At 64.5% G+C, this 20612-nt stretch carries 16 protein-coding genes; 12 read left to right on the top strand and 4 right to left on the bottom strand.

The genetic code is table 11. The features are described from left to right. The first annotated feature begins 6 nt into the window (after window positions 1–6). The 3 genes from MJ956_RS10730 to MJ956_RS10720 all read left to right on the top strand — a co-directional run bounded on the left by MJ956_RS10730 (window position 7) and on the right by MJ956_RS10720 (window position 4591). Window positions 7–303: an FAD assembly factor SdhE gene (locus MJ956_RS10730; RefSeq protein WP_253964461.1), complete on the top strand. Its 297-nt coding sequence runs from the start codon at window positions 7–9 to the stop codon at window positions 301–303. Continuing rightward, window positions 300–3806 (top strand): transcription-repair coupling factor, encoded by a 3507-nt coding sequence (mfd, locus tag MJ956_RS10725; protein WP_253964460.1) that lies wholly within the window; start codon window positions 300–302, stop codon window positions 3804–3806. Before MJ956_RS10730 ends, mfd begins: the two co-directional genes overlap by 4 nt. A gap of 74 nt (window positions 3807–3880) precedes the next feature. Then, window positions 3881–4591, top strand: a complete 711-nt coding sequence (locus MJ956_RS10720; protein ID WP_253964459.1) for a hypothetical protein — start codon at window positions 3881–3883, stop codon at window positions 4589–4591. Between the two features lie 27 nt (window positions 4592–4618). Here the strand turns inward: MJ956_RS10720 and MJ956_RS10715 are convergent, their stop codons facing one another. Continuing rightward, complete coding sequence (locus MJ956_RS10715) at window positions 4619–6463, bottom strand: extracellular solute-binding protein (RefSeq protein ID WP_253964458.1); 1845 nt, start codon at window positions 6461–6463, stop codon at window positions 4619–4621. Window positions 6464–6653: 190 nt separating this feature from the next. On the opposite strand from MJ956_RS10715, the gene MJ956_RS10710 reads away from it, so the two are divergent. Beyond that, window positions 6654–7355 (top strand): invasion associated locus B family protein, encoded by a 702-nt coding sequence (locus tag MJ956_RS10710; protein ID WP_253964457.1) that lies wholly within the window; start codon window positions 6654–6656, stop codon window positions 7353–7355. A 91-nt stretch (window positions 7356–7446) separates the two neighbouring features. Here MJ956_RS10710 and hspQ read toward each other — a convergent pair whose 3' ends face one another. Then, window positions 7447–7770 (bottom strand): heat shock protein HspQ, encoded by a 324-nt coding sequence (gene hspQ, locus MJ956_RS10705; protein ID WP_253964456.1) that lies wholly within the window; start codon window positions 7768–7770, stop codon window positions 7447–7449. 125 nt (window positions 7771–7895) lie between these two features. Between hspQ and MJ956_RS10700 the strand changes: the two genes are divergently transcribed. Continuing rightward, the gene (locus MJ956_RS10700) at window positions 7896–8861 is read left to right on the top strand and encodes an AEC family transporter (RefSeq protein ID WP_253964455.1); all 966 of its coding nucleotides are present in this window, start codon (window positions 7896–7898) and stop codon (window positions 8859–8861) included. Here the strand turns inward: MJ956_RS10700 and MJ956_RS10695 are convergent. Beyond that, window positions 8826–10040 carry a UbiH/UbiF family hydroxylase gene (locus MJ956_RS10695; protein ID WP_253964454.1) on the bottom strand — a complete coding sequence of 405 codons (1215 nt, stop codon included), beginning with the start codon at window positions 10038–10040 and terminating at the stop codon, window positions 8826–8828. The genes MJ956_RS10700 and MJ956_RS10695 overlap by 36 nt on opposite strands. Before the next feature lie 156 nt (window positions 10041–10196). On the opposite strand from MJ956_RS10695, the gene pcsA reads away from it, so the two are divergent. The 7 genes from pcsA (at window position 10197) to MJ956_RS10655 (ending at window position 20296) form a co-directional block, all read left to right on the top strand. Beyond that, window positions 10197–10922, top strand: a complete 726-nt coding sequence (gene pcsA / locus MJ956_RS10690; protein WP_206453882.1) for a phosphatidylcholine synthase — start codon at window positions 10197–10199, stop codon at window positions 10920–10922. Between the two features lie 128 nt (window positions 10923–11050). Beyond that, on the top strand, window positions 11051–12025 hold the full coding sequence (locus tag MJ956_RS10685) for a quinone oxidoreductase family protein (RefSeq protein WP_253964453.1): 975 nt from the start codon (window positions 11051–11053) through the stop codon (window positions 12023–12025). Between the two features lie 125 nt (window positions 12026–12150). Continuing rightward, entirely contained in the window at window positions 12151–13452 is a 1302-nt protein-coding gene (locus tag MJ956_RS10680; RefSeq protein WP_253964452.1) for an amidohydrolase family protein, read from the top strand. A 69-nt stretch (window positions 13453–13521) separates the two neighbouring features. Further along, window positions 13522–15768 (top strand): ATP-binding cassette domain-containing protein, encoded by a 2247-nt coding sequence (locus tag MJ956_RS18995; protein WP_423724835.1) that lies wholly within the window; start codon window positions 13522–13524, stop codon window positions 15766–15768. Further along, window positions 15768–16817: an ABC transporter permease gene (locus tag MJ956_RS10665; RefSeq protein ID WP_253964451.1), complete on the top strand. Its 1050-nt coding sequence runs from the start codon at window positions 15768–15770 to the stop codon at window positions 16815–16817. The genes MJ956_RS18995 and MJ956_RS10665 overlap by 1 nt, the downstream gene beginning before the upstream one ends. Next, window positions 16814–17758, top strand: a complete 945-nt coding sequence (locus MJ956_RS10660) for an ABC transporter permease (protein WP_253964450.1) — start codon at window positions 16814–16816, stop codon at window positions 17756–17758. The genes MJ956_RS10665 and MJ956_RS10660 overlap by 4 nt, the downstream gene beginning before the upstream one ends. 156 nt (window positions 17759–17914) lie before the next feature. Then, window positions 17915–20296, top strand: a complete 2382-nt coding sequence (locus MJ956_RS10655) for an oxidoreductase (RefSeq protein WP_253964449.1) — start codon at window positions 17915–17917, stop codon at window positions 20294–20296. Window positions 20297–20317: 21 nt separating this feature from the next. Here MJ956_RS10655 and MJ956_RS10650 read toward each other — a convergent pair whose 3' ends face one another. After that, complete coding sequence (locus MJ956_RS10650) at window positions 20318–20560, bottom strand: Lrp/AsnC family transcriptional regulator (RefSeq protein WP_253964448.1); 243 nt, start codon at window positions 20558–20560, stop codon at window positions 20318–20320. Between the last annotated feature and the right edge of the window lie 52 nt (window positions 20561–20612).

The following is a 20612-nucleotide window of genomic DNA, read 5'->3' as shown; positions in this document are numbered from 1 at the left end:
TTCGATATGACTGGTATGCAGCGCTCCTCGAGCGATCTCGACGTCCGCCGCCGCAAGGCGTTGTTCCGGTCCTGGCATCGGGGCATTCGCGAAATGGATCTGGTGCTCGGCCGTTTCGCCGACGCCGAGATCGACCGGCTGACCGACGCCGAGCTCCACGACTACGAGCAGCTGATGGAAGCGCCCGACCGCGATCTCTTTCAGTGGCTGACCGGGGAAACGGCAACGCCGGCGAATTTCGACACGGACGTATTTAGGCGGATACGGGACTTTCACCGGGCGGGGGAGGAGCCTCGGCCATGAGTCTGCCAGAGCCCTTGAAAAAAGCGCTGACGAAAGGCGCGGGCCTTGAGATCGGCAACGTCCTCGACGGCTACGAGGCGTTTCTGCTCGCCGACATCGCACGCCTTCGCGGCGGCAAGAAACCGGTGGTCTTCGTCATGCGCGACGGCAACCGGATCGGCGAACTGGAAGACGCCCTTAAATTCGTCGCGCCCGAGCTTCCGGTGCTGACGCTTCCCGGTTGGGACTGCCTGCCCTACGACCGGGTCGGGCCCTCGGGCGAAGTCGCGGCGCGCCGGCTGTCGGCAATGGCCGCGCTCGGGCAGTTGCAACGCGAGCCGCACCGCGCGCTGGTTCTCACGACGGCGAACGCGCTGCTCCAGAAGATGCCGCCGGCCGAAGTGCTCGGCGAAGAGACGATTGCCGCGAGGGCCGGCAATCGCATCGCCATGGAAGACATCGTGCGCGCCCTGCAGCGCGGCGGTTTCGAGCGGGTCGCGACGGTGCGCGAGCGCGGTGAGTTCGCGGTGCGCGGCGGCATTCTCGATCTCTTCGCGCCCGGCGAGGAGGAGCCGGTGCGCCTCGACTTCTTCGGCGATACGCTGGAGACGATCCGCGGCTTCGATCCCGCGACCCAGCGCACGACCCGGCAATTGCAGAGCTTCGAACTCGCGCCGGTCTCCGAGATCACCTTGCGCGAGGAGACGGTCAGCCGCTTCCGCACCAATTACGTCAAGCGCTTCGGCGCGGCGCAGCGCAACGACGCGCTCTACAGCTCGATCAGCGAGGGCAAGCGCTTCTCCGGGATGGAGCACTGGCTGCCTCTGTTCTACGACAAGCTCGACACGCTGTTCGACTATTGCCACGGCTTTCCGATGGTCCTCGACCATCTGGCGCTCGAAGCGGTTGGCGAGCGACGCGAGACGATCGGCGATCATTACGAATCGCGCAGACGCAATGCCGGCGAGGCAAGCGGGGAGGCCATTCCCTACCATCCGGTCGATCCGGACGATCTTTATCTGTCGGACGACGAACTGGCGGGCGGTCTCGCCGTCGCCGACCCGATCCGCCTGTCGGCTTATGGCGCGAGCGACGCCGCCAATCACGACGTCTTCAATCTCGACATTAGCCGGGGTCGCAATTTCGCGGCGGAGCGCGCCAGCGGTGACGTCAATGTCTTTCAGGCGGCGGTCGATCATATCGGTCGGCTGCGCGCCGACGGCAGACGCGTGCTGCTGGCGGCCTGGAGCGAGGGCTCGCGCGAGCGCCTGAGCCAGGTCGTCGAGGAACACGGCCTCGAAGGCCTGAAGCCCGTCGACAGCCTCAAGAAGCTGAACGAAGCCCCCAAGAACCTCGTCGTGACGGCCGTCCTCGGTATCGAGGCAGGTTTCGAGACTCCCCATCTCGCCGTCGTCGGCGAACAGGACATTCTCGGCGACAGGCTGGTGCGGCGGGGCCGCAAGAAGCGCGCCAAGAATTTCATCGCCGAGGTCTCCGGTCTCGACGAGGGCGACATCGTCGTCCATGTCGATCACGGCATAGGCCGCTTCGTCGGCCTGAAGACGATCGAGGCGGCGGGCGCGCCGCATGATTGCCTGGAACTGCGCTATGCCGGCGAGGATCGGCTGTTCCTGCCGGTGGAGAACATCGAGCTGTTGTCGCGCTATGGCGGCGAGGGCTCCGAAGCGATGCTCGACAAGCTCGGCGGCGGCGCCTGGCAGGCCCGCAAGGCCAAGCTGAAGAAGCGCCTGCTCGACATGGCGGACGGGCTGATCCGCATCGCCGCCGCGCGGCAGATGCGTGGCGCGCCGAAGCTGGTGCCGCCGGAAGGGCTCACCGACGAATTTGCTGCAAGGTTCCCCTATGAGGAAACCGAGGACCAGATGAACGCCATCGACGCGGTGGCCGACGATCTGGCGCTCGGGCGACCGATGGACCGGTTGATCTGCGGCGACGTCGGCTTCGGCAAGACCGAGGGGGCGATGCGCTCGGCCTTCATCGCGGCGATGAACGGCCTGCAGGTCGCCGTCGTCGTGCCGACGACGCTGCTGGCCCGCCAGCACTTCAAGACTTTCGCGGAACGCTTCCGCGGCCTGCCGCTCACCGTGTCGCAGGCTTCGCGACTGGTGACGTCGAAGGAACTCGCGGCGACCAAGAAGGGCGTCGCCGAGGGCACCGTCGATATCGTCGTCGGCACCCACGCGCTGCTCGGCAAGGCCATCAGCTTCAAGAATCTGGGGTTGCTGATCATCGATGAGGAGCAGCATTTCGGCGTCAAGCACAAGGAGCGGTTGAAAGAGCTGAAGTCCGACGTCCATGTTCTGACCCTCTCGGCGACGCCGATCCCGCGCACCCTGCAACTGGCGCTGACCGGCGTCCGCGAACTGTCGCTGATCACCACCGCGCCGGTCGACCGCATGGCGGTGCGCACCTTCGTGTCGCCCTTCGATCCGCTGGTGGTGCGCGAAACCTTGCTGCGCGAGCGCTATCGCGGCGGGCAGAGCTTCTATGTGTGTCCGCGCGTCTCCGATCTGGCCGACGTAAAAGCGTTTCTCGACTCGGACGTGCCGGAACTGAAAGTGGCGATAGCCCACGGCCAGATGGCGGCGGGTGAACTCGACGACATCATGAACGCCTTTTACGAGGGGCAGTATGACGTGCTGCTGTCGACGACGATCGTCGAATCCGGTCTCGATATTCCATCGGCCAATACGATGATCGTCCACCGGGCCGACATGTTCGGACTGTCGCAGCTCTACCAGCTTCGCGGCCGCGTCGGCCGCTCCAAGGTGCGCGCCTACGCGCTGCTCACCATCCCGGCGAACAAGACACCGACCAAGGGCGCCGACCGCCGGCTCAAGGTCCTGCAATCGCTCGATACGCTCGGCGCCGGCTTCCAGCTCGCCTCCCACGATCTCGACCAGCGCGGCGCCGGCAATCTGCTCGGCGACGAGCAGTCCGGCCACGTCAAGGAGGTCGGCTTCGAACTCTACCAGCAGATGCTGGAGGAGGCGGTGGCGGAGATGAAGGGCGAGGAGCTGGAGAGCGACGGCCAGTGGTCGCCGCAGATCGCGCTGGGCACCGCGGTGATGATCCCGGAGGCGTACGTGCCCGACCTGCAGTTGCGCATGACGCTCTACCGGCGGCTGGCGGACCTCTCCGACGCGCGGGAGATCGACGCCTTCGGCGCCGAGCTCATCGACCGCTTCGGGCCGATGCCGCCCGAGGTCGAACATCTCCTCAAGGTCGTCTTCATCAAGTCGCTGTGCCGCAAGGCCAATATCGAAAAGCTCGACGCCGGGCCGAAGGGCATCGTCATCACCTTTCGGGACAAGACCTTCCCCAACCCTGGCGCGCTCGTCCGCTACATCGCCGAGCAGGGCGCGTCGGCGAAGATCCGCGCCGATCAGTCGGTCGTCCTCATCCGCGACTGGCCGACGGCGGACAAGCGGCTCAACGGCGCGGCGACGGTGGCGACCCAACTGGCGCGCTTCGCCGACGAGGTGCAGAAAAAGGCGGCGTGACGGAGCGGCGACGGGCATCGGATTCCCGAAACCCCTCCCACAATTTGGCCGTCTGGGCGGGCGAAAGCGCAGGGATGATCAAAAATCTCCTCTCGCTCTCTAGGCAGCGCCTTCTCGCCGCGATCGGTGTATCCCTCGCGGTCGCATCCAACGCGCATGCCCAGAACCGCGTTGGCGAGCAACTTGTCGATGCTGATCTCGCAACGCTGGTAGCGATCGAGGACAGGTTGAACGCCGCTGACATTTGCCGGCCACTCCAGTTCGATCTGCGCACGGTGTCGGCACTTGTCGGCCTGCCAATACCCGCCTTCATCCCGATCGACACCAATCTTCGCTGGGACCAGAGCCGCCATCGGGTGACGCGTTTTTCGTCGACGCCCACCAGCGTCGGTCTCGATTTCCGGATGGGGTGCCAACCGAGCACCAATGGCGCGGTTCTCGACTATCTCGGCCTGTCGCCCGACAAGGTTCGGCTCGACGACGCAGTATCGTGCAAGGGCGGGCGGACAGCGAATGGCGACCTCGATACGCTGGTCTGCACGGTGGAAGGAAAGGTCGGCAAGCTTCTCGCCAAGACCATCATCGGGCTGTCCGACAAGGTCGGACGGCTCTTGCCCATGCAGTTGGCCGTAGCGGTTCCAGCCGCCCCGGCGCAGACGACAGTGTCGGAGACCGGGACCGACGCCGCCGTCGGTGCGGATAATCCGGTCGACGCCGCAACGTCGCCGGACACCGATACCACCAAGAGGACGCCGCCGGCCCCAGGGGCCTCCAGCGAAGAGTGATAAAGACCGCTCGCCGCCAACGATGCGCTACTTCGCGTCGGGCGCCTTCCAGAACGCGGGCAGCTGATAGCCATAGAGCGGCGTCGTTTCGGGATGCTTGATGAACTTCCACCGGGCTAGCCACTGCTCCGGCAGATGGAAAAGCGGCACGACATAGTGTCCGGAAATCAGCACCCGGTCGTAGGCGCGCACCGCATCGACGAACGCCTCGCGGCTGCGTGCCGACACGATCTCGTTGATCAGTCTGTCGAGGGCCGGATCAGCGACGCCGGCGAAATTGAACGTCCCGTTCAGGTCCCGCGAAATCGATCCCCAGCGATATACCTGCTCGGCGCCTGGCGACAGCGAGGCGCTGTAGGTCGCGATGATCATGTCGAAGTCATAAGCTGATTTGCGCGCCTGATACTGGGCGTCGTCGACCTGCCGGATCGTCGTCTGGACGCCGATGCGGTCGAGGGTCCGCTTGTAGGCGAGGCCGATCCGTTCCTGCTCCGGCGATTGCACCAGAATCTCGAACGACAGCGGCTTCCCGTCGGGACCGACGAGCGAGCGCCCTTCGAAGCGGTAGCCGGCTTCCTGGAAAGCCTTGGCCGCGCCCTGGAGTACCTTGCGGTCGCCGCCGCTGCCGTCGGTGACCGGTGGCGCATAGGTTCCGTCCATGACGTCTGGATCAATCTGATCGGCATAGTCCGCCAGCAGAGCCTTCTCGGCCTTGGAGGCGGGTTTGCCGGCGCTGGACAGCTCCGAATTCTGGAAGAAGCTGCCCGTCCGTTTGTAGGCGTCGTAATACAGGTTGCGGTTGGCCCATTCGAAGTCGAACAGCATCGACAGCGCCTTCCGGACTGCGCGATCCTGAAAGACCGGCCGGCGCGTGTTGAACACGAAGGCCAGCATGTTCGACGGCGCACCGGAGGTGAAGGTCTCCTTCACGACATCGCCGTTCGTTACCGCCGGAAAGTCGTAGGCCGTCCGCCAGTGGTTCGGGTCGCCATCCGGATAGACGTAGGTCAGGCCCTTCTTGAAGGCCTCGAACTGCGCGTTGGAGTCGCGAAAATACTCGATCACGATGGTGTCGTAGTTGTCGATCCCCTGCTTGATTGGCAGATCGCGGCCCCAGTAGTCGGGATTCTTCTTGTAGGTGATGCGCTGGCCGGGCTCGACCTTGTCGATCAGGTACGGGCCCGAGCCGATCACCGGCGTCAGCGTGGTCTGCTCGAACGTCGCGCGGTCGAAGGCGTGGGCGGGCAGCACCGGGAGCCCCGAAATAAGGAGCGGGGTTTCCCGGTCAGCGGTCTCGTCGAAGGTGAAGCGAACGCCATTTGCGCCGGCCTTTTCGATCTTGACCGCCGGCCTGAGCCAGTTGGCGTACATCGGCCGGCCGTGCGCGCGCAGCATCTCCACGGTGAACAGCACGTCCTCCGGCCGGACCGGCTCGCCATCGGAAAATTTCGCCGCCGGATTGAGCTGGAATTCCACGAAACTGCGCTCGGCATCGGTTTCCACGGTTTCGGCAAGGAGCCCGTACATGGTGAAGGGTTCGTCCGCCGAACGCTGCATCAAAGGCTCGAAGACCAGATTGCCGAACTCCTTGTCGAACCAGATGCCCCGCGCCGTGGTAAGCGCGCCGCGCACGATCACCGGGTTGAGATTGTCAAAGCTCCCGTAGACGCCATAGCGCATCGTGCCTCCCTGCGGGGCGTCAGGATTGACGTAGGGCAGACGCTCGAAATCCGACGGCAGGGCCGGCTCGCCCTGCATGGCGATGGCATGCTGGGGTTCGGCCAGGACAGATCCGGACAATGTTGTGAGAATGGCGATCGCAACCGCGACCGTGAAGCCCGCGCGACCATCGGCTGAAGGAATGCTCCGCATGCGGATCAACAGGCTCCCGATTGACGTATCTTGGATGGGATTCTAACCGTAAAGCCTTGCTTTGCATACCATCGTGAAGCGCGTGGATGTGGATCGAGGGTCTTCAAACGGCCGCATTTGCGAAACAGGTCGTTGGCCGTTAAGGAACGCTGTTTCCCGATTTTGTTTATGCCGAGAGGAATTGAGGCCTGTGACGCACCGTTTGTCGAACGCTTTCACCACGCTGCTCGCCGCCGGGCTGGTCGGGCTCGCGACGCTTGCCGTCGGCGTTTTTGGGGCGAACGCCCAGGACGCCAATCCCGCCGCCGGCCAGGCGCAGCCTGCCGCTCCGGCCCAAGGCCAGGCGATCCCCGCAGAATGGTTCAAGGTCTGCTCGACGCAGGGCGAAAATGAGATCTGCAACACGCAATACACGATCATCGCCGCCACGCGCCAACTGCTCACCGCGGTCAATCTGATCGACGTCAAGGGCAAGGTGAACCAGAAGGTTATCCAGGCCGTCGTGCCGACCGGCCGGGTCATTCCGGCTGGTGTTCAGATGAAGGTCGACGACGAAAAGCCGCAGACTCTGAATTATTCGGTCTGCTTCACGGACCGCTGTATCGCCGAGGCGGAATTGACCGATGCCATGGTCGCCTCGATGAAGCGGGGCAAGCAGATGACGGTGACCTCGATCAACTTCCAGCGCCAGGCGAACCCGATCCCGGTCAGCCTGTCCGGCTTTACCCAGGCCTATGATGGTGCTCCGAAGGCTCAGCCTGAACTAGCGCAGCGCCAGAAGGAGCTGGACGAAGCGCTGCAGAAGCAGGCCGAGGAACGGCGCAAGAAGTTCGAGGAGGCCCAGAAAGCCGCCAAGGACAATACCGGTGAGGCAAATCCTGCCGCGCAGTAGGCGATGCGCCTCTTGGATCGGCATTCTCGATAAATGCAACGGCGGCCTCAGCCGCCGTTCGTTTGTCGCCCGCAGCATAACCGAGTTGCGTTCAATTTCGGTGGGCGCCTTTCAGTCGGTACGCGCCGTCGACGGGGCCGTCGAAGATCTCGCCGATCTGGGGGTGGCGAACCGGAATCCCGGTCTCGTCGGGCAGGAGATTTTGCTCCGAGACGTAGGCGATATATTCGCTCTCCGCGTTCTCGGCGAAGAGATGGTAGAACGGCTGGTCCTTGCGAGGCCGCACTTCTTCGGGGATTGAATTATACCATTCCTCGGTGTTGTCGAATTCCGGATCCACGTCGAAGATGACACCGCGGAACGGATACATGCGGTGGCAGACGACTTGTCCGATGAAGAAGCGGGCAGTTTGCATCAAATTCACGACTCCCTTATGGGACCGGCAATAGCCAATCTCGAAGCGACAACGCAAGCGCGTCGGTCGCAGCCGCCGACGAACCGCAAGCCGATGACGCTTCCCCTCATGCCCCGGACTGCCCGTTGATCGCGATCGTCGGGCTGATCTCGCCGTTCTTCGGCCTGATCGCGCTCGGATTCGTCACGGGCCGGATCGTCCGTCATCCGGTGGACGGGCTCGCTTGGCTCAACGTCTTCATCATCTATATCGCGCTACCGGCGCTGTTCTTCCAGCTTTTGTCGAAAACCCCGGTCGAAAAGCTCGCCAGCGGCGGTTTCATCGTTGCGACGACACTGGCGACCTTCCTCATCTTCGCCCTGGGCTTCGCGGTGGCACTGGCGAGAACGCGGGGCGACATTCCCGTCGCCACGATTCAGGGGCTCGCCGGGGCCTATGGCAATATCGGCTATATGGGGCCGGGACTGGCGCTTGTCGCCATCGGCCCGGAAGCCGCGGTTCCGGTGGCACTGATCTTTTGTTTCGACAACACCCTGCATTTCACCATGGCGCCGCTGATGATGGCGCTGGGCGGCGATCGCAAGGGATCGCCGGCGAAAATCGCGCTCGGCGTGGTGGTCAAGATCGTCACGCATCCGTTTATCATCGCGACCGCCCTGGGGGTCGCTGCCGCGATCCTCGGGGCCACGCCGCCGGAGCCGGTGGACCGCTTCCTCCAGCTTCTCGCCAACGCGGCGGCGCCCTGCGCTTTGTTCGCGATGGGGGTGACGCTGGCGCTGCGGCCATTGAAACGGGTGCCGGTGGAACTTGGCTATATCGTGCCGATCAAACTCGTGCTGCATCCGCTCGCCGTGTGGCTGCTGCTGGGACTGTTCGGTAACTTCGATCCGGTCTGGGTGAAGAGCGCGATCCTGCTCGCCAGCCTGCCGACGGCCACCAATGTCTTCGTCATCGCGCAGCAATACGGCGTGTGGGTCGAACGCGCCTCGGCTTCGGTCCTGGTCACGACGGTGGTGTCCGTCGCCTCGGTCACGCTGTTACTCTTCCTGATCTCCTCAGGGATCGTTCCGGCCGATCCCTTCGCGTATTGATCGGGGCACTCCGGTCAGGCCCGCGCCGGGCGACAAACCTTCGCGCATGGCAAACTGACGCAGGAGCGGAACACTTCGCATCGCGGCCAGTCCCACGGTCCGCGTGAGCTGCGTGGGCAGGAAGTCGGCAAGAAGCGAGCGGTTGAGAAGATCGACGCCTAGGGTGCGCGAGCGGACGTCCGCGCGTCGGGCCGCTTCGTAACGCGACAGGGTGGTCCGCTGACCCGGATCTCCGCGGCTCTCACTGGCTAACCGGACGATTGCCTCGCAGTCGCGCAAGCCGAGATTGAGCCCTTGTGCACCGATCGGCGGAAATGCATGGCCGGCTTCCCCGACGAGAGCGAGTCGTTCGCCGGTCATCCGGTCGACCGAAGCGCCGGACAGCGGAAAACGCTGGATCGGTTCCTCGATTTCAACCGAGCCGAGGATCGAATGCATCTTGTCTTCGACCGTGCGCGCGAGACGGTCCAGCTTTAGATCGACGTAGAGCTCGGCGAGGTTGGGCTCCTCGACCCAAACGAGCGATGAACGCCGGCCGGGCAGCGGCACCTGCGTGAACGGGCCGGCCCGCGTATGGAATTCCGTCGAGACGGAATGATGATCGATGCGATGGCGAAAGTTGAAGACGATGGCGCTCTGCGGATAGATCCATTGCCGCACGCCGATGCCGGCCGCCTCGCGCATCGGCGAGCGCCGTCCGTCCGCCGCAACGACCAGACCGACGCGATAGCTCCCACCGTCCTGGAGCGTCACCACGGCGCGGTCGCCATCGATCGTGAAGCCCCGCGCCGCCGTCTCGCGAACCTCCAGCCTTTGCGCCTCCGCGACGCCGGCGTTCAGCGCCGCCTGGAGATCGGAATTGAGAACATTGTAACCGAACGAAGCCAAGCCGATCTCGCTGGCGCGAAACTCCACGACCGGCGCACGAAACAGGTGCCTGGTGTCGTCGATGAGCCGCATCACTGCCAGAGGGGCCGCTTTGGCGCCGAGCCGATCGATGACGCCGAGGTTGGCCAAAAACGCGACGGAATCGCCTAGAAGCGCGGTGCTGCGCGCATCCGGCGTCGATTTCGGCGCGATCAGGACGGTGTCGAAGCCGCGGTCGGCAAAAGCCAGCGCGGTGGCCGTTCCCGCCAATCCGCCTCCAACGACGGCGATCTCTCTACGCTCTGTTGCCAATTGCACAATCTCCCGCCGGCTTGTCCAGTGAAATGGTCCGAAACTGCGAACGATGTCGCTCGTTTCACTTGGAATCCCGACATACGCCGGTTACAGCGGATGGCAATGGTGGTTTGCCGAGGGGCGGCAAAATGCAACGGCGCAGCGTGGGGATTCATGACAGACGCAGTCAGCGCCTTCGATAAGTGGCGTGCCTTCGGCGTGCATCTCTTGACCGCCAGCGGGGCGTTTCTCGCGTTCATGTCGGTCATTGCGGCGGCCGAACAGCGCTGGGTGGCGATGTTCGGCTGGTTGGGATTCGCGCTGTTCGTCGACGGCATCGATGGCCCTCTGGCTCGCCGGATCGAGATCAAGCGCGTACTGCCGAACTGGTCGGGCGATCTCCTCGATTCGATCATCGACTATGCGACCTTTGTCATGATTCCCGCCGTCGCGCTCTATCTCTCGGGCATGATCGGCCGGCCATGGTCGTTCGTCGCCGCGGCGCTGATCGTCATATCCAGCGCGATCTACTATGCCGATCTGCGCATGAAGACGAAGGACAATTTCTTTCGCGGATTTCCGGTCGCCTGGAACATGGTCATCTTCACGTTTTTCGCCATCCAGCCAAACGAGTGGACCGCCTTCGCCTTCGTGGCGTTCTGCTCCGTGGCGACGTTCCTGCCGATCAAGTTTCTGCACCCTGTGCGCGTCGAGCGGTTGCGCCCGGTCAATCTCGGCGTTTTCGCCGTCTGGTCGGTGTTGGGGCTCGCGGCACTGTTCATGAATTTCGCCTCGCCCTGGTGGGTCGAATGGGGACTTGTCGCCTCCGGCCTCTATCTGTTCGCCATCGGCGGCGTCCTTCAGATCATCGACCGGCTGCGGGGCGTGTCACACGACTAGCGCGGAATGAAGAAGAGTGGGAACCGGCTTCCCGCGCGCATTCCGCGCCGACTTAGTGGATTCGATCACGATGACACCGGAGCGAACGATCCGATTTCATTGTGATCTGAGAATAACGGGAGTGAAGCATGAGCAAGGCGATCGTCGTTCACGAAGTGGGTGGCCCGGAGGTCCTGAAGTGGGAGGATCACGATCCGGGTCGGCCGGGTCCCGGCCAGATCCTGGTCGATCAGAAGGCCGCCGGCCTTAACTTCATCGACGTCTATTTCCGCACCGGCGTCTACAAGTCGCCGACGATGCCCTTCGTTCTCGGCAAGGAGGGCGCGGGGGTCGTCGCCGAAGTCGGGGAGGGGGTCGACCGCTTCCAGGTGGGCGACCGCGTCGCCTATAACGGCGTTACCGGCAGTTACGCCGAACGGCTCGTCACCGAGGCGGACAAGGCCGTGAAGCTGCCCGATTCGATCGACTTCAAGACCGCCGCGGCGGTCATGCTGAAGGGCATGACGGCGGAATATCTCCTGCGGCGGACCTTCAAGGTGGGGCCTGAGACCGTTCTTCTGTTTCATGCCGCAGCCGGCGGGGTCGGGCTGATCGCCGGACAATGGGCCAAGCATCTCGGCGCGACCGTCATCGGCACCGCCGGCACGCCGGAAAAATGCAAGCTCGCCCGCGAGAATGGCTACGACCATGTGATCAACTACCGCGAAGAGGATTTCGTCGAGCGGGTGCGGGAGATCACCGACGGTCGTAAATGCGACGTTGTCTACGATTCGGTCGGCAAGGATACCTTTCCGGGCAGCCTCGATTGCCTGAAGAATCGCGGTCTGTGGGTCGCCTTCGGCCAGTCCTCCGGCAAACTGCCGGATATCGACCTCGGCATTCTCAACCAGAAGGGATCGCTCTACGCGACCCGGCCGAGCCTGTTCGGCTACAACACCAATCGCGATGAACTCGACGCCTCGGCCAAGGCACTGTTCGACGTCATCGAATCAGGCGTGGTGAAAATCACCATCGGTCAGACCTACCCAGTCTCGGAAGCGGCGCAGGCGCACCGCGATCTCGAGGCACGGAAAACCACCGGCGCGACCGTCTTGACGATCTAGCTGTTTGCTCCCGGGCCGAGGACGCCGTCGCTGCAATTCCTGCGCGAGGGCGTCCCGGTCCGGACGCCCTGCCTATGCCGCGACGACGTCGCCAGGACTGACCCCCCGCGCGCTGGAGCGATTCGATGTTCGACCTCATCGTCACCAACGCCAATTTGCCCGATGGCCGGACCGGGATCGACATCGCAGTCCGCGATGGCCGGATCGCGGCTGTGGAGCGCGGCATCGGCGCCGAAGCCAGAGAGACCATCGACGCCTCCAATCGCTTAGTCTCGCCGCCCTTCGTCGATCCGCATTTCCACATGGACGCGACCCTATCGCTCGGGCTGCCCCGGATGAACCGGTCCGGGACGCTGCTGGAGGGCATCGCGCTGTGGGGCGAGTTGAAGCCGCTCCTGACCCGCGAGGCCCTGGTCGAGCGGGCGCTCCGCTACTGCGATCTCGCGGTCGCGCAAGGCCTGCTCGCCATCCGCAGCCATGTCGACGTCAGCGATCCGCGCCTCGTCACCGTCGAAGCGCTGCTCGAGGTCAAGGACCGCGTGAGGCCGTATCTCGATCTACAGCTCGTTGCCTTTCCGCAGGATGGCTATCTGCGCGCGTCCGGCGCTGCCGACGCGCTCGCCCGCGCCCTCGACATGGGCGTCGATATCGTTGGCGGCATCCCGCATTTCGAGCGGACGATGGCGGAAGGTGCCGCCTCGGTCGTCGCGCTCTGCCGGATCGCGGCCGAGCGCGGCCTTCCTGTCGACATGCATTGCGACGAATCCGATGACCCGCTGTCGCGCCATGTCGAGACCCTGGCGGCCGAAACCATCCGGCACGGGCTGCAAGGGCGAGTCACTGGCTCGCACCTCACCTCCATGCATTCGATGGACAATTACTACGTCTCGAAGCTGATCCCCTTGATCCTCGACGCCGGAATGCATGTCATTCCGAACCCGCTGATCAACATCACGCTGCAGGGTCGCCATGACAACTATCCCAAGCGCCGCGGCATGACCCGCGTGCCGGAACTGATGGCCGCCGGGATCAACGTCGCCTTCGGCCACGACTGCGTAATGGACCCCTGGTACTCGCTCGGCTCCGGCGACATGCTCGAAGTCGCGCACATGGCCATCCATGTCGGCCAAATGACGTCGCGCAAGGCCATGCGCGCCTGCTTCGAAGCGGTCACCATCAACTCCGCTCGGGTCATGGGGCTCGACGGTTACGGCCTCGCTGTGGGCGACAACGCCGATTTCGTTGTGTTGCAGGCGCAAGATCCGATCGAGGCCATCCGCCTCAAGGCGCATCGGCTGGCGGTCGTGCGTCGCGGGCGGATCATCGCGCGATCGGAGCCGCGGGTGTGCCGATTGTTCCTCGACGGCCGCGACGCGATTGTCGATGCCGCCGCCTATGCGCCGCAAGCCGAACGCGACGCCCATTGATCACTTGATACGCGATGATCGCGGTTGACAATGAATTGGGCAGCCCCTCAGATTGCCCCGATATGAGCCATGGTGGCACCGCTGGAGGGAGAAGGCATGACTAAAATCGGGACGATCGGACGGCGCGGTTTTCTGCTTGCAAGCGCCGCGGTCGGCACTGGACTGCTTCTACCGCGCGCCTTCGCGCAGGCGCCGCTGAAAGTCGCCGGCCTGCATGCCTCGCCGGTAGAGAACGCCTGGAATTCGCGTCTCCATCAGGCGCTTCAGGAAGCGGCCAGGGACGGCGCCATCGACTATGTCTTCTCCGAGGGGGTCGGCGGCACCGACTACGCCCGCGCCATGCGCGAATACGCCGAGCAAGGCGCCAAGCTGATCGTCGGCGAGTCCTACGCGGTCGAATCCGAGGCACGCCAGGTGGCGGCCGACTATCCTGACACGGCGTTCCTGATGGGGTCGAGCGGCGGCCCGGCCGGCGACAATTTCGGCACCTTCGGCACATGGAACCACGAGGCCGCCTATCTCGCCGGGATGCTGGCCGGCAAGATGAGCGAGAGCGGCATCTTCGGCTCGGTCGGGGCAATCCCGATCCCCGAGGTGAATATGCTGATCAACGGTTTCCGGGCCGGGGTCGACGCCGTTCGACCCGACGCCAAGCATCTCATCGGCTTCATCGGCACGTTCTTCGATCCGCCGAAGGCGCGCGAGGCGGGCCTGGCGCAGATCGACGCCGGCGCCGATATCCTGTTCGGCGAGCGGATTGGTACCGCGGACGCGGCGAAGGAGCGCGGCATCAAGGCGATCGGATCGCTGATCGACTATACGCCGCGCTACCCCGACACGGTCTTCGCCAACGCCATGTGGTATTTCCGGCCGATCCTCGACGCCGCCATCGCCGACATGCAGGCCGGCAATCCGACCGGCAAGAACTACACCCCCTTCAGCTTGATGAAGGAAGGCGGCAACGACATCGTCTTTGAAAAATCGATGGTGCCGGCAGACGCGGTCGACCCGATGGAGGAAAAGCGCGCGGCGATCGACGCGGGCGTCGGCATGGTGCATCAGCATTTCACCCTGGCGCCCAATCTGACCGTGCTTGAAAATGTCATGACCGGCACCGAAAGCCTGTTCGGCTGGCGCTCGCGGGCCGGCGCCGCCCGTGACAAGCTGACCGCTCTGGCGGAACGCTTCGGCCTCGATGTCGATCTCGACGCCAGGGTCGGCGATCTGTCCGTCGGCGAGCAGCAGCGCGTCGAAATCCTCAAGGCACTCTATAACGACGCCCGTATCCTGATCCTCGACGAGCCGACCGCGGTGCTGACCCAGCCCGAGGCGCAGCGCTTGTTCGAGATCCTACGTGTCATGGCGGCCGAAGGGCTGTCGCTGATCTTCATCTCGCACAAGCTGCACGAGGTTCTGGCCGCGGCGGACCGGGTCGTCGTGCTGCGCGCTGGCCGCGTGGTGGCCGAGCGGGCGGCGAGGGACACCTCCAAGAACGAGCTGGCCGAGCTGATGGTCGGCCGCCGGGTCTCCCGGCCTGTCCGCGAAGCAGGAGCGCCAGGGGAGGTGATGCTGACCGCCGAGGGGATCGCGGTAAGGGTCGACGGCGTGCGCCGGCTCGTCGATTGCGGCTTCACGCTGCGGGCCGGCGAGACGCTCGGGATCATCGGCGTCTCGGGCAATGGCCAGACCACCCTGGCCCATCTCGTGTCCGGCCTGGTCCACGCCAACAAGGGCAAGCTGACGATGTTTGGCGTCCGCCGCGGACGGGAGAACCCGCGGCGGCTGGTATCCCTCGGCATTGGCCGCATTCCGGAAGACCGCAACAGCGAGGGCATGATCGGTGATTTCGCGCTGTGGGAAAACGCCGTGCTGGAACGTGTCCGCCAACCGCGCTTCTCCCGCTTCGGTTTCGTCCGGCGCGATGCGGCAAAAGCTTTTTGCGCCGGCGTCATCGAACGCTTCGATGTTCGCGGCGGAACCAGCGACACAAGGACGCGGCTTCTGTCGGGCGGCAACATGCAGAAGCTGATCTTCGGCCGCAATCTGGCGACGGCGCCGAAAATCCTTCTGGCCGCCCAGCCGACCCGCGGCCTCGACGAAGGTGCCATCGCCGCCGTCCATGAGGAGATACTGGCGGCACGGCGGGCGGGCACGGCCGTTTTGCTCATATCGGTAGATCTCGACGAGGTGCTGGCGCTTGCCGACCGAGTTCAGGCGATCGTTAAGGGACGTCTGTCCGATCCGGTCGCGACGGACGCGATCGACGCCCGCCGCCTCGGGCTGATGATGGCCGGCGAATGGGGGAAGGCCGCCTGATGCGTCTGGAGCGCAGGGAACATCGCTCGATCGGTCTCGTCGTCACGGCACCGGTCGTCGCGATCCTGGTCGCGCTGGGCCTGTCCGGCATCCTGATCGCGCTGGCCGGCGCGCCGGTGTTGGAAGCCTATCAGCGGATTCTGGTTTCGGCGTTCGGCTCGCGGCTGGCCGCGACCGAGACGCTGACGCGAACGACACCGCTGATCCTGACCGGCCTTGCGGTCGCCGTCGCGTTCCGGGCACGGGTCTGGAATATCGGTGCCGAAGGTCAGTTCTATGCCGGCGCGCTCGCCGCGGCGGCGTTCGGTTCGCAACAAGGGCTCGCGCTGCCGGGCTATGCGCTCGTCCCGGCCTTGATGCTGGTCGGCGCGGCGGCGGGGATGATCCTCTTGCTGCTACCGCTGGCGCTCCGCTTGCGCTTTGGCGTCGACGAGGTGGTGACGACGCTGCTGTTGAACTTCATCGTCCTGTTGTTCGTCTCGATGATGATCGAGGGGCCGCTGAAGGATCCGCTCGCCTTCGGCTGGCCGCAGTCCGTGCCGGTTGTCGGCGACGCGCTGCTGCCGAAGCTGGTCGAGCGCTCCCGTCTGCATATCGGCCTGGTGTTCGCCGTCATCGCCGCCGTCATCGTGTTCATCGTTCAATCCCGCACCGTGTTCGGCATGGAGGCGCGCGCGGTCGGCCTCAATCCGTCGGCGGCGCGTTTCGCCGGTGTGCCGCTCGGCGCGACACTGGTCAAGGTCGCCTGCTGGTCCGGCGGTCTGGCGGGTCTGGCCGGAGCGATCGAGGTGATGGGCGTGAAAGGCTATGTGACGACGGATCTGTCGCCGGGCTACGGCTATGCTGGCATCGTCGTGGCGATGCTGGCCAATCTTCATCCGCTCGGCGTCGTCGCCGCGGCCCTGTTCGCGGCAACGATGTTCGTCGGCTCGGACGGCATGAGCCGCGCGCTCGGCGTACCGAGCTTCATCGCCGACGTCACCGTGGCGCTGTCGTTGCTGACCATGCTGGTGGCGTTGTTCTTCACCGGCTACCGGATCCGCCGATGAGCGAGGCATTGGACATCTTCGCGTCGGCCGGCCTTTGGGCGGCCGTCCTGCGCATCGCCACGCCGCTGATTTTCGGCACGCTCGGCGCGCTCCTGTGCGAGCGGGCAGGCGTTCTCAATCTCGGCATCGAAGGTATCATGACCTTCGGCGCGATGATCGGCTGGCTGGCGGTGTTCCAGGGCGGCAGCCTTTGGTTCGGGCTCCTCGCCGCATCGCTCGGCGGCGCGATGTTCGGGCTGCTCCACGCCTTGATGACGGTTCCCCTCGGCTTGTCGCAACACGTTACTGGACTCGGCATCACGCTGTTTGCTTCGAGTCTCGCCTACTTCGTCTTCCGGCTGGTCGTGCCGGTCCAGGGGACCCCGCCGACCATCGCGCCATTCCAGCCGATCAATTTTCCGATGCTGTCCGAACTGCCGCTGCTCGGCTCGACGCTGTTCAACCAGACGGCGCCGACCTATCTCGCGATCCTCCTCGCGCTGTTGCTCGCGTACATACTGGCGCGTACGCCGCTCGGCCTCGCCATTCGCATGACCGGCGAGAATCCACACGCGGCGGAGGCTCAGGGGCTCGATCCAATCAAGATACGGATCGGCGCTGTCGTCGCGGGCAGCGCGCTGATGGGCCTCGGTGGGTCGTTCCTGACGCTGTCGGCCTTCAACAGCTTCTTTCCGACCATGGTACAGGGCCGCGGCTGGGTGGCGATCGCGCTGGTCGTCTTCGCATCCTGGCGGCCTGGGCGGGCGCTTCTGGGCGCAATCCTCTTCGCCCTGTTCGACGCCTACCAGCTTCGGCTTCAGACGGTCATCGGCAATGCGGTGCCCTATCAGCTCTTTTTGATGATCCCCTACGTTTTATCGATCGTGGCGCTAGTGGTGATGGCCCGGCGGGCGCGGGTGCCGCAAGCTCTAATGCAGCCATACCGACGCGGCGAACGCTGATCGATGCCGAGCGGATAGGTATCGCCAGGCGGCGTAATGTCAGTTTCGATGACTCCCCACCGTGGGGAAGCGCGCCGAAGTCGGAACTTGCAATGATATAGTTTAATTATAAAATATCTTGTGCGACGATCCGTTCGACCCGACAGGAGAGAGCCCATGCGTATCACCGTGGTCGGTGGCGGTCCTGGCGGCCTCTATTTCGCCCTCCTGACCAAGAAGCGGCGGCCGGACTGGTCGGTCGAGATCTACGAGCAGAACCGCGCCGACGACACGTTCGGCTTCGGCGTGGTGTTCTCCGACGAGACGCTGCACGAGTTCCTGTCGCGGGACCGCCAATCCTTCGATCGCATCCGCGTCGAATTCGCCTATTGGGACGACGTCGCCATCCACAAGCAGGGCACCGAAATGCGCTGTTCCGGCAACGGCTTTGCCGGCATCTCGCGGATGAAGCTGCTCGCCATCTTGCAGCAGCGCTGCCGGGAGGAGGGGGTGGAGCTGCACTTTTCCGAGGCAGTCGCACCGGAGGACATCGCCACCCGCTTCGCCGATTCCGACGTCATCGTCGCCGCGGATGGGGTGAACTCGCGCATTCGCGAGCATTTTCGCGAGGCCTTCCAGCCCGAGGTAACGATCAAGTCCAACCGCTTCTGCTGGATGGGCTCGACCCGGCCGATGGACGAGTTCAACTATTTCTTCCGCGAAACCGAACACGGCATCGTCTGCGCCCATTGCTATCAGTACGAACCGGGCCGCTCGACCTGGGTGTTCGAGATGGACGAGGCCTGCTTTCAGGGCCACGGCTTCTCGGAGAGCGACGAGGAAGAGTCCCGCGCCAGGCTCGAAGCGCTGTACGAGGAAGATCTGGATGGGCACGGCCTGCTGCTCAACCGGTCGCAGTGGCGCCGGTTCCCCCGCATCTTCTGCCATCGCTGGTCGCACGAGAACATCGTGCTTCTGGGCGACGCCAAGGCCTCGGCGCATTTTTCCATCGGCTCGGGCACCAAGCTCGCGATGGAATGCGCGATCGCATTGTCCGACGCTGTCGTGGAACATGGCGAGACGAGCGTCGAGGACGCCTTTGCGGCCTATGACGCGGAGCGGCGCACGCCCTGCCAGATCATCCAGCACAATGCCGACGTCTCGCTCGCCTGGTTCGAGCACATGAACCGATCCTGGGACATGAGCCCGGAACAGTTCTCGATGGTCGTCATGTGCCGGGCGAAGGCGATCACCTACGACAACCTGATCGTCCGCGATCCGCGCTTCGTCGAGCAGGTCGATACCGCCTTCTACGAGCAGCTCTACCGTGAGACCGGTGACGATTACCGTGATAGCCGGCCGACGCCGATGTTCACCAAATTCCGCCTCCGCGACATGGAGATCGCGAACCGCGTGGTGATGTCGCCGATGGCGCAATATTCGGCCGACGCGAACGGCAATCCGACCGATTGGCACTTCGTCCACTATACCTCGCACGCGCTCGGTGGTCCGGGCCTCGTCTTCACCGAAATGACCTGTCCCTCGGCCGACGCGCGGATCACGCCGGGCTGCGCTGGATTGTGGACCGACCGGCACGAGGCCGAATGGAAGCGGATCGTCGACTTCGTCCACGCCAACACCACGACGAAGATGGTGATGCAGCTCGGCCATGCCGGCCGCAAGGGTTCGACCCAGCTGGGCTGGGAGCAGATGGACCGGCCGCTCGCGGACGAAACGAAGAACTGGCCGATCTATTCGGCCTCGCCGATCCCTTATTTCGAGGGTGTCAGCCAGGTCCCGGCGGAGCTCGACCGCGTCACGATGGACCGCATCCGCGAGGATTTCGTTCAGGCGACGGAGCGGGCGGAACGGGCCGGCTTCGACATGGTCGAACTCCATTGCGCCCACGGCTATCTGCTGGCCTCTTTCCTGTCGCCGCTAACCAACACCCGCCAGGACGAATATGGCGGGGAAATCCGGAACCGGTTGCGCTATCCGCTGGAGGTGTTCGAGGCGATGCGCGCCGTGTGGCCGGCGCATAAGCCGATGTCGGTGCGCATTTCCGCGACCGACTGGCAGGTGGGGGGTATCGAGGAGGCCGACAGCATCGCGATCTCCAAAGCCTTCGCCGAGGCCGGCTGCGACCTGATCGACGTCTCGGCCGGGCAGACGGTCGCCGACCAGAAGCCGGTCTATGGCCGCATGTTTCAGGTCCAGTTCGCCGAGGCGATCCGCAACGTGCCGAAACTGGCGGTGATGGCCGTCGGGGCGATCACCGAGCCGGCCCAGGTCAACACGATCCTGCACACGCGCCGCGCCGATCTCGTCGCACTGGGTCGTCCGCACCTGTGGAACCCGTATTTCACACGCGATGCCGCGGCCTGGTACGACGCGCGCAACCAGCACTGGCCGAAGCAGTATCTCGCCGGACGCGACCAGGCGCATCGCGAACTTGCCAAGAAACGCGAGCAGGACATCGAGACCCGGCGCAAGGCAAGGCCGCGACCGCATGGTGCCGATGCTCGGGCGGAGGAAGAGAAACGGGAGGCGGCGGAGTAGGGGCGGGCTGTGGCCGGCGCCTCAGCCGAAAGCCTTGAAGGCAACCAGCGTGAACGTGTCGGCGACGCCCTCGGTTACCTGCAGCCGTTCGGTGACGAAATGACCAATGTCCTGCTCGTCGGCCAGATAAAACTTGGCGATCAGGTCGTAATGACCGGAGGTCGAATAGACCTCCGAAATTTCCGGGACTTCCTGGATTAGGCTGTCGGCGACCTTGTAGGCCATGCCGGGCCGGCATTTGAACTGGACGAAGATCGCTTTCATGAAGTCTCCTGCCGCATATGCGGCGATGGGTTCATCTGTCTGTGCATGACGG

The sequence above is a fragment of the Aurantimonas marianensis genome (genome assembly GCF_024195285.1).
Taxonomy (GTDB): Bacteria; Pseudomonadota; Alphaproteobacteria; order Rhizobiales; family Rhizobiaceae; genus Aurantimonas; species Aurantimonas marianensis.
Note: the sequence above shows the minus strand (reverse complement) of the source record. Positions and strands in the feature narration are given on the sequence as shown.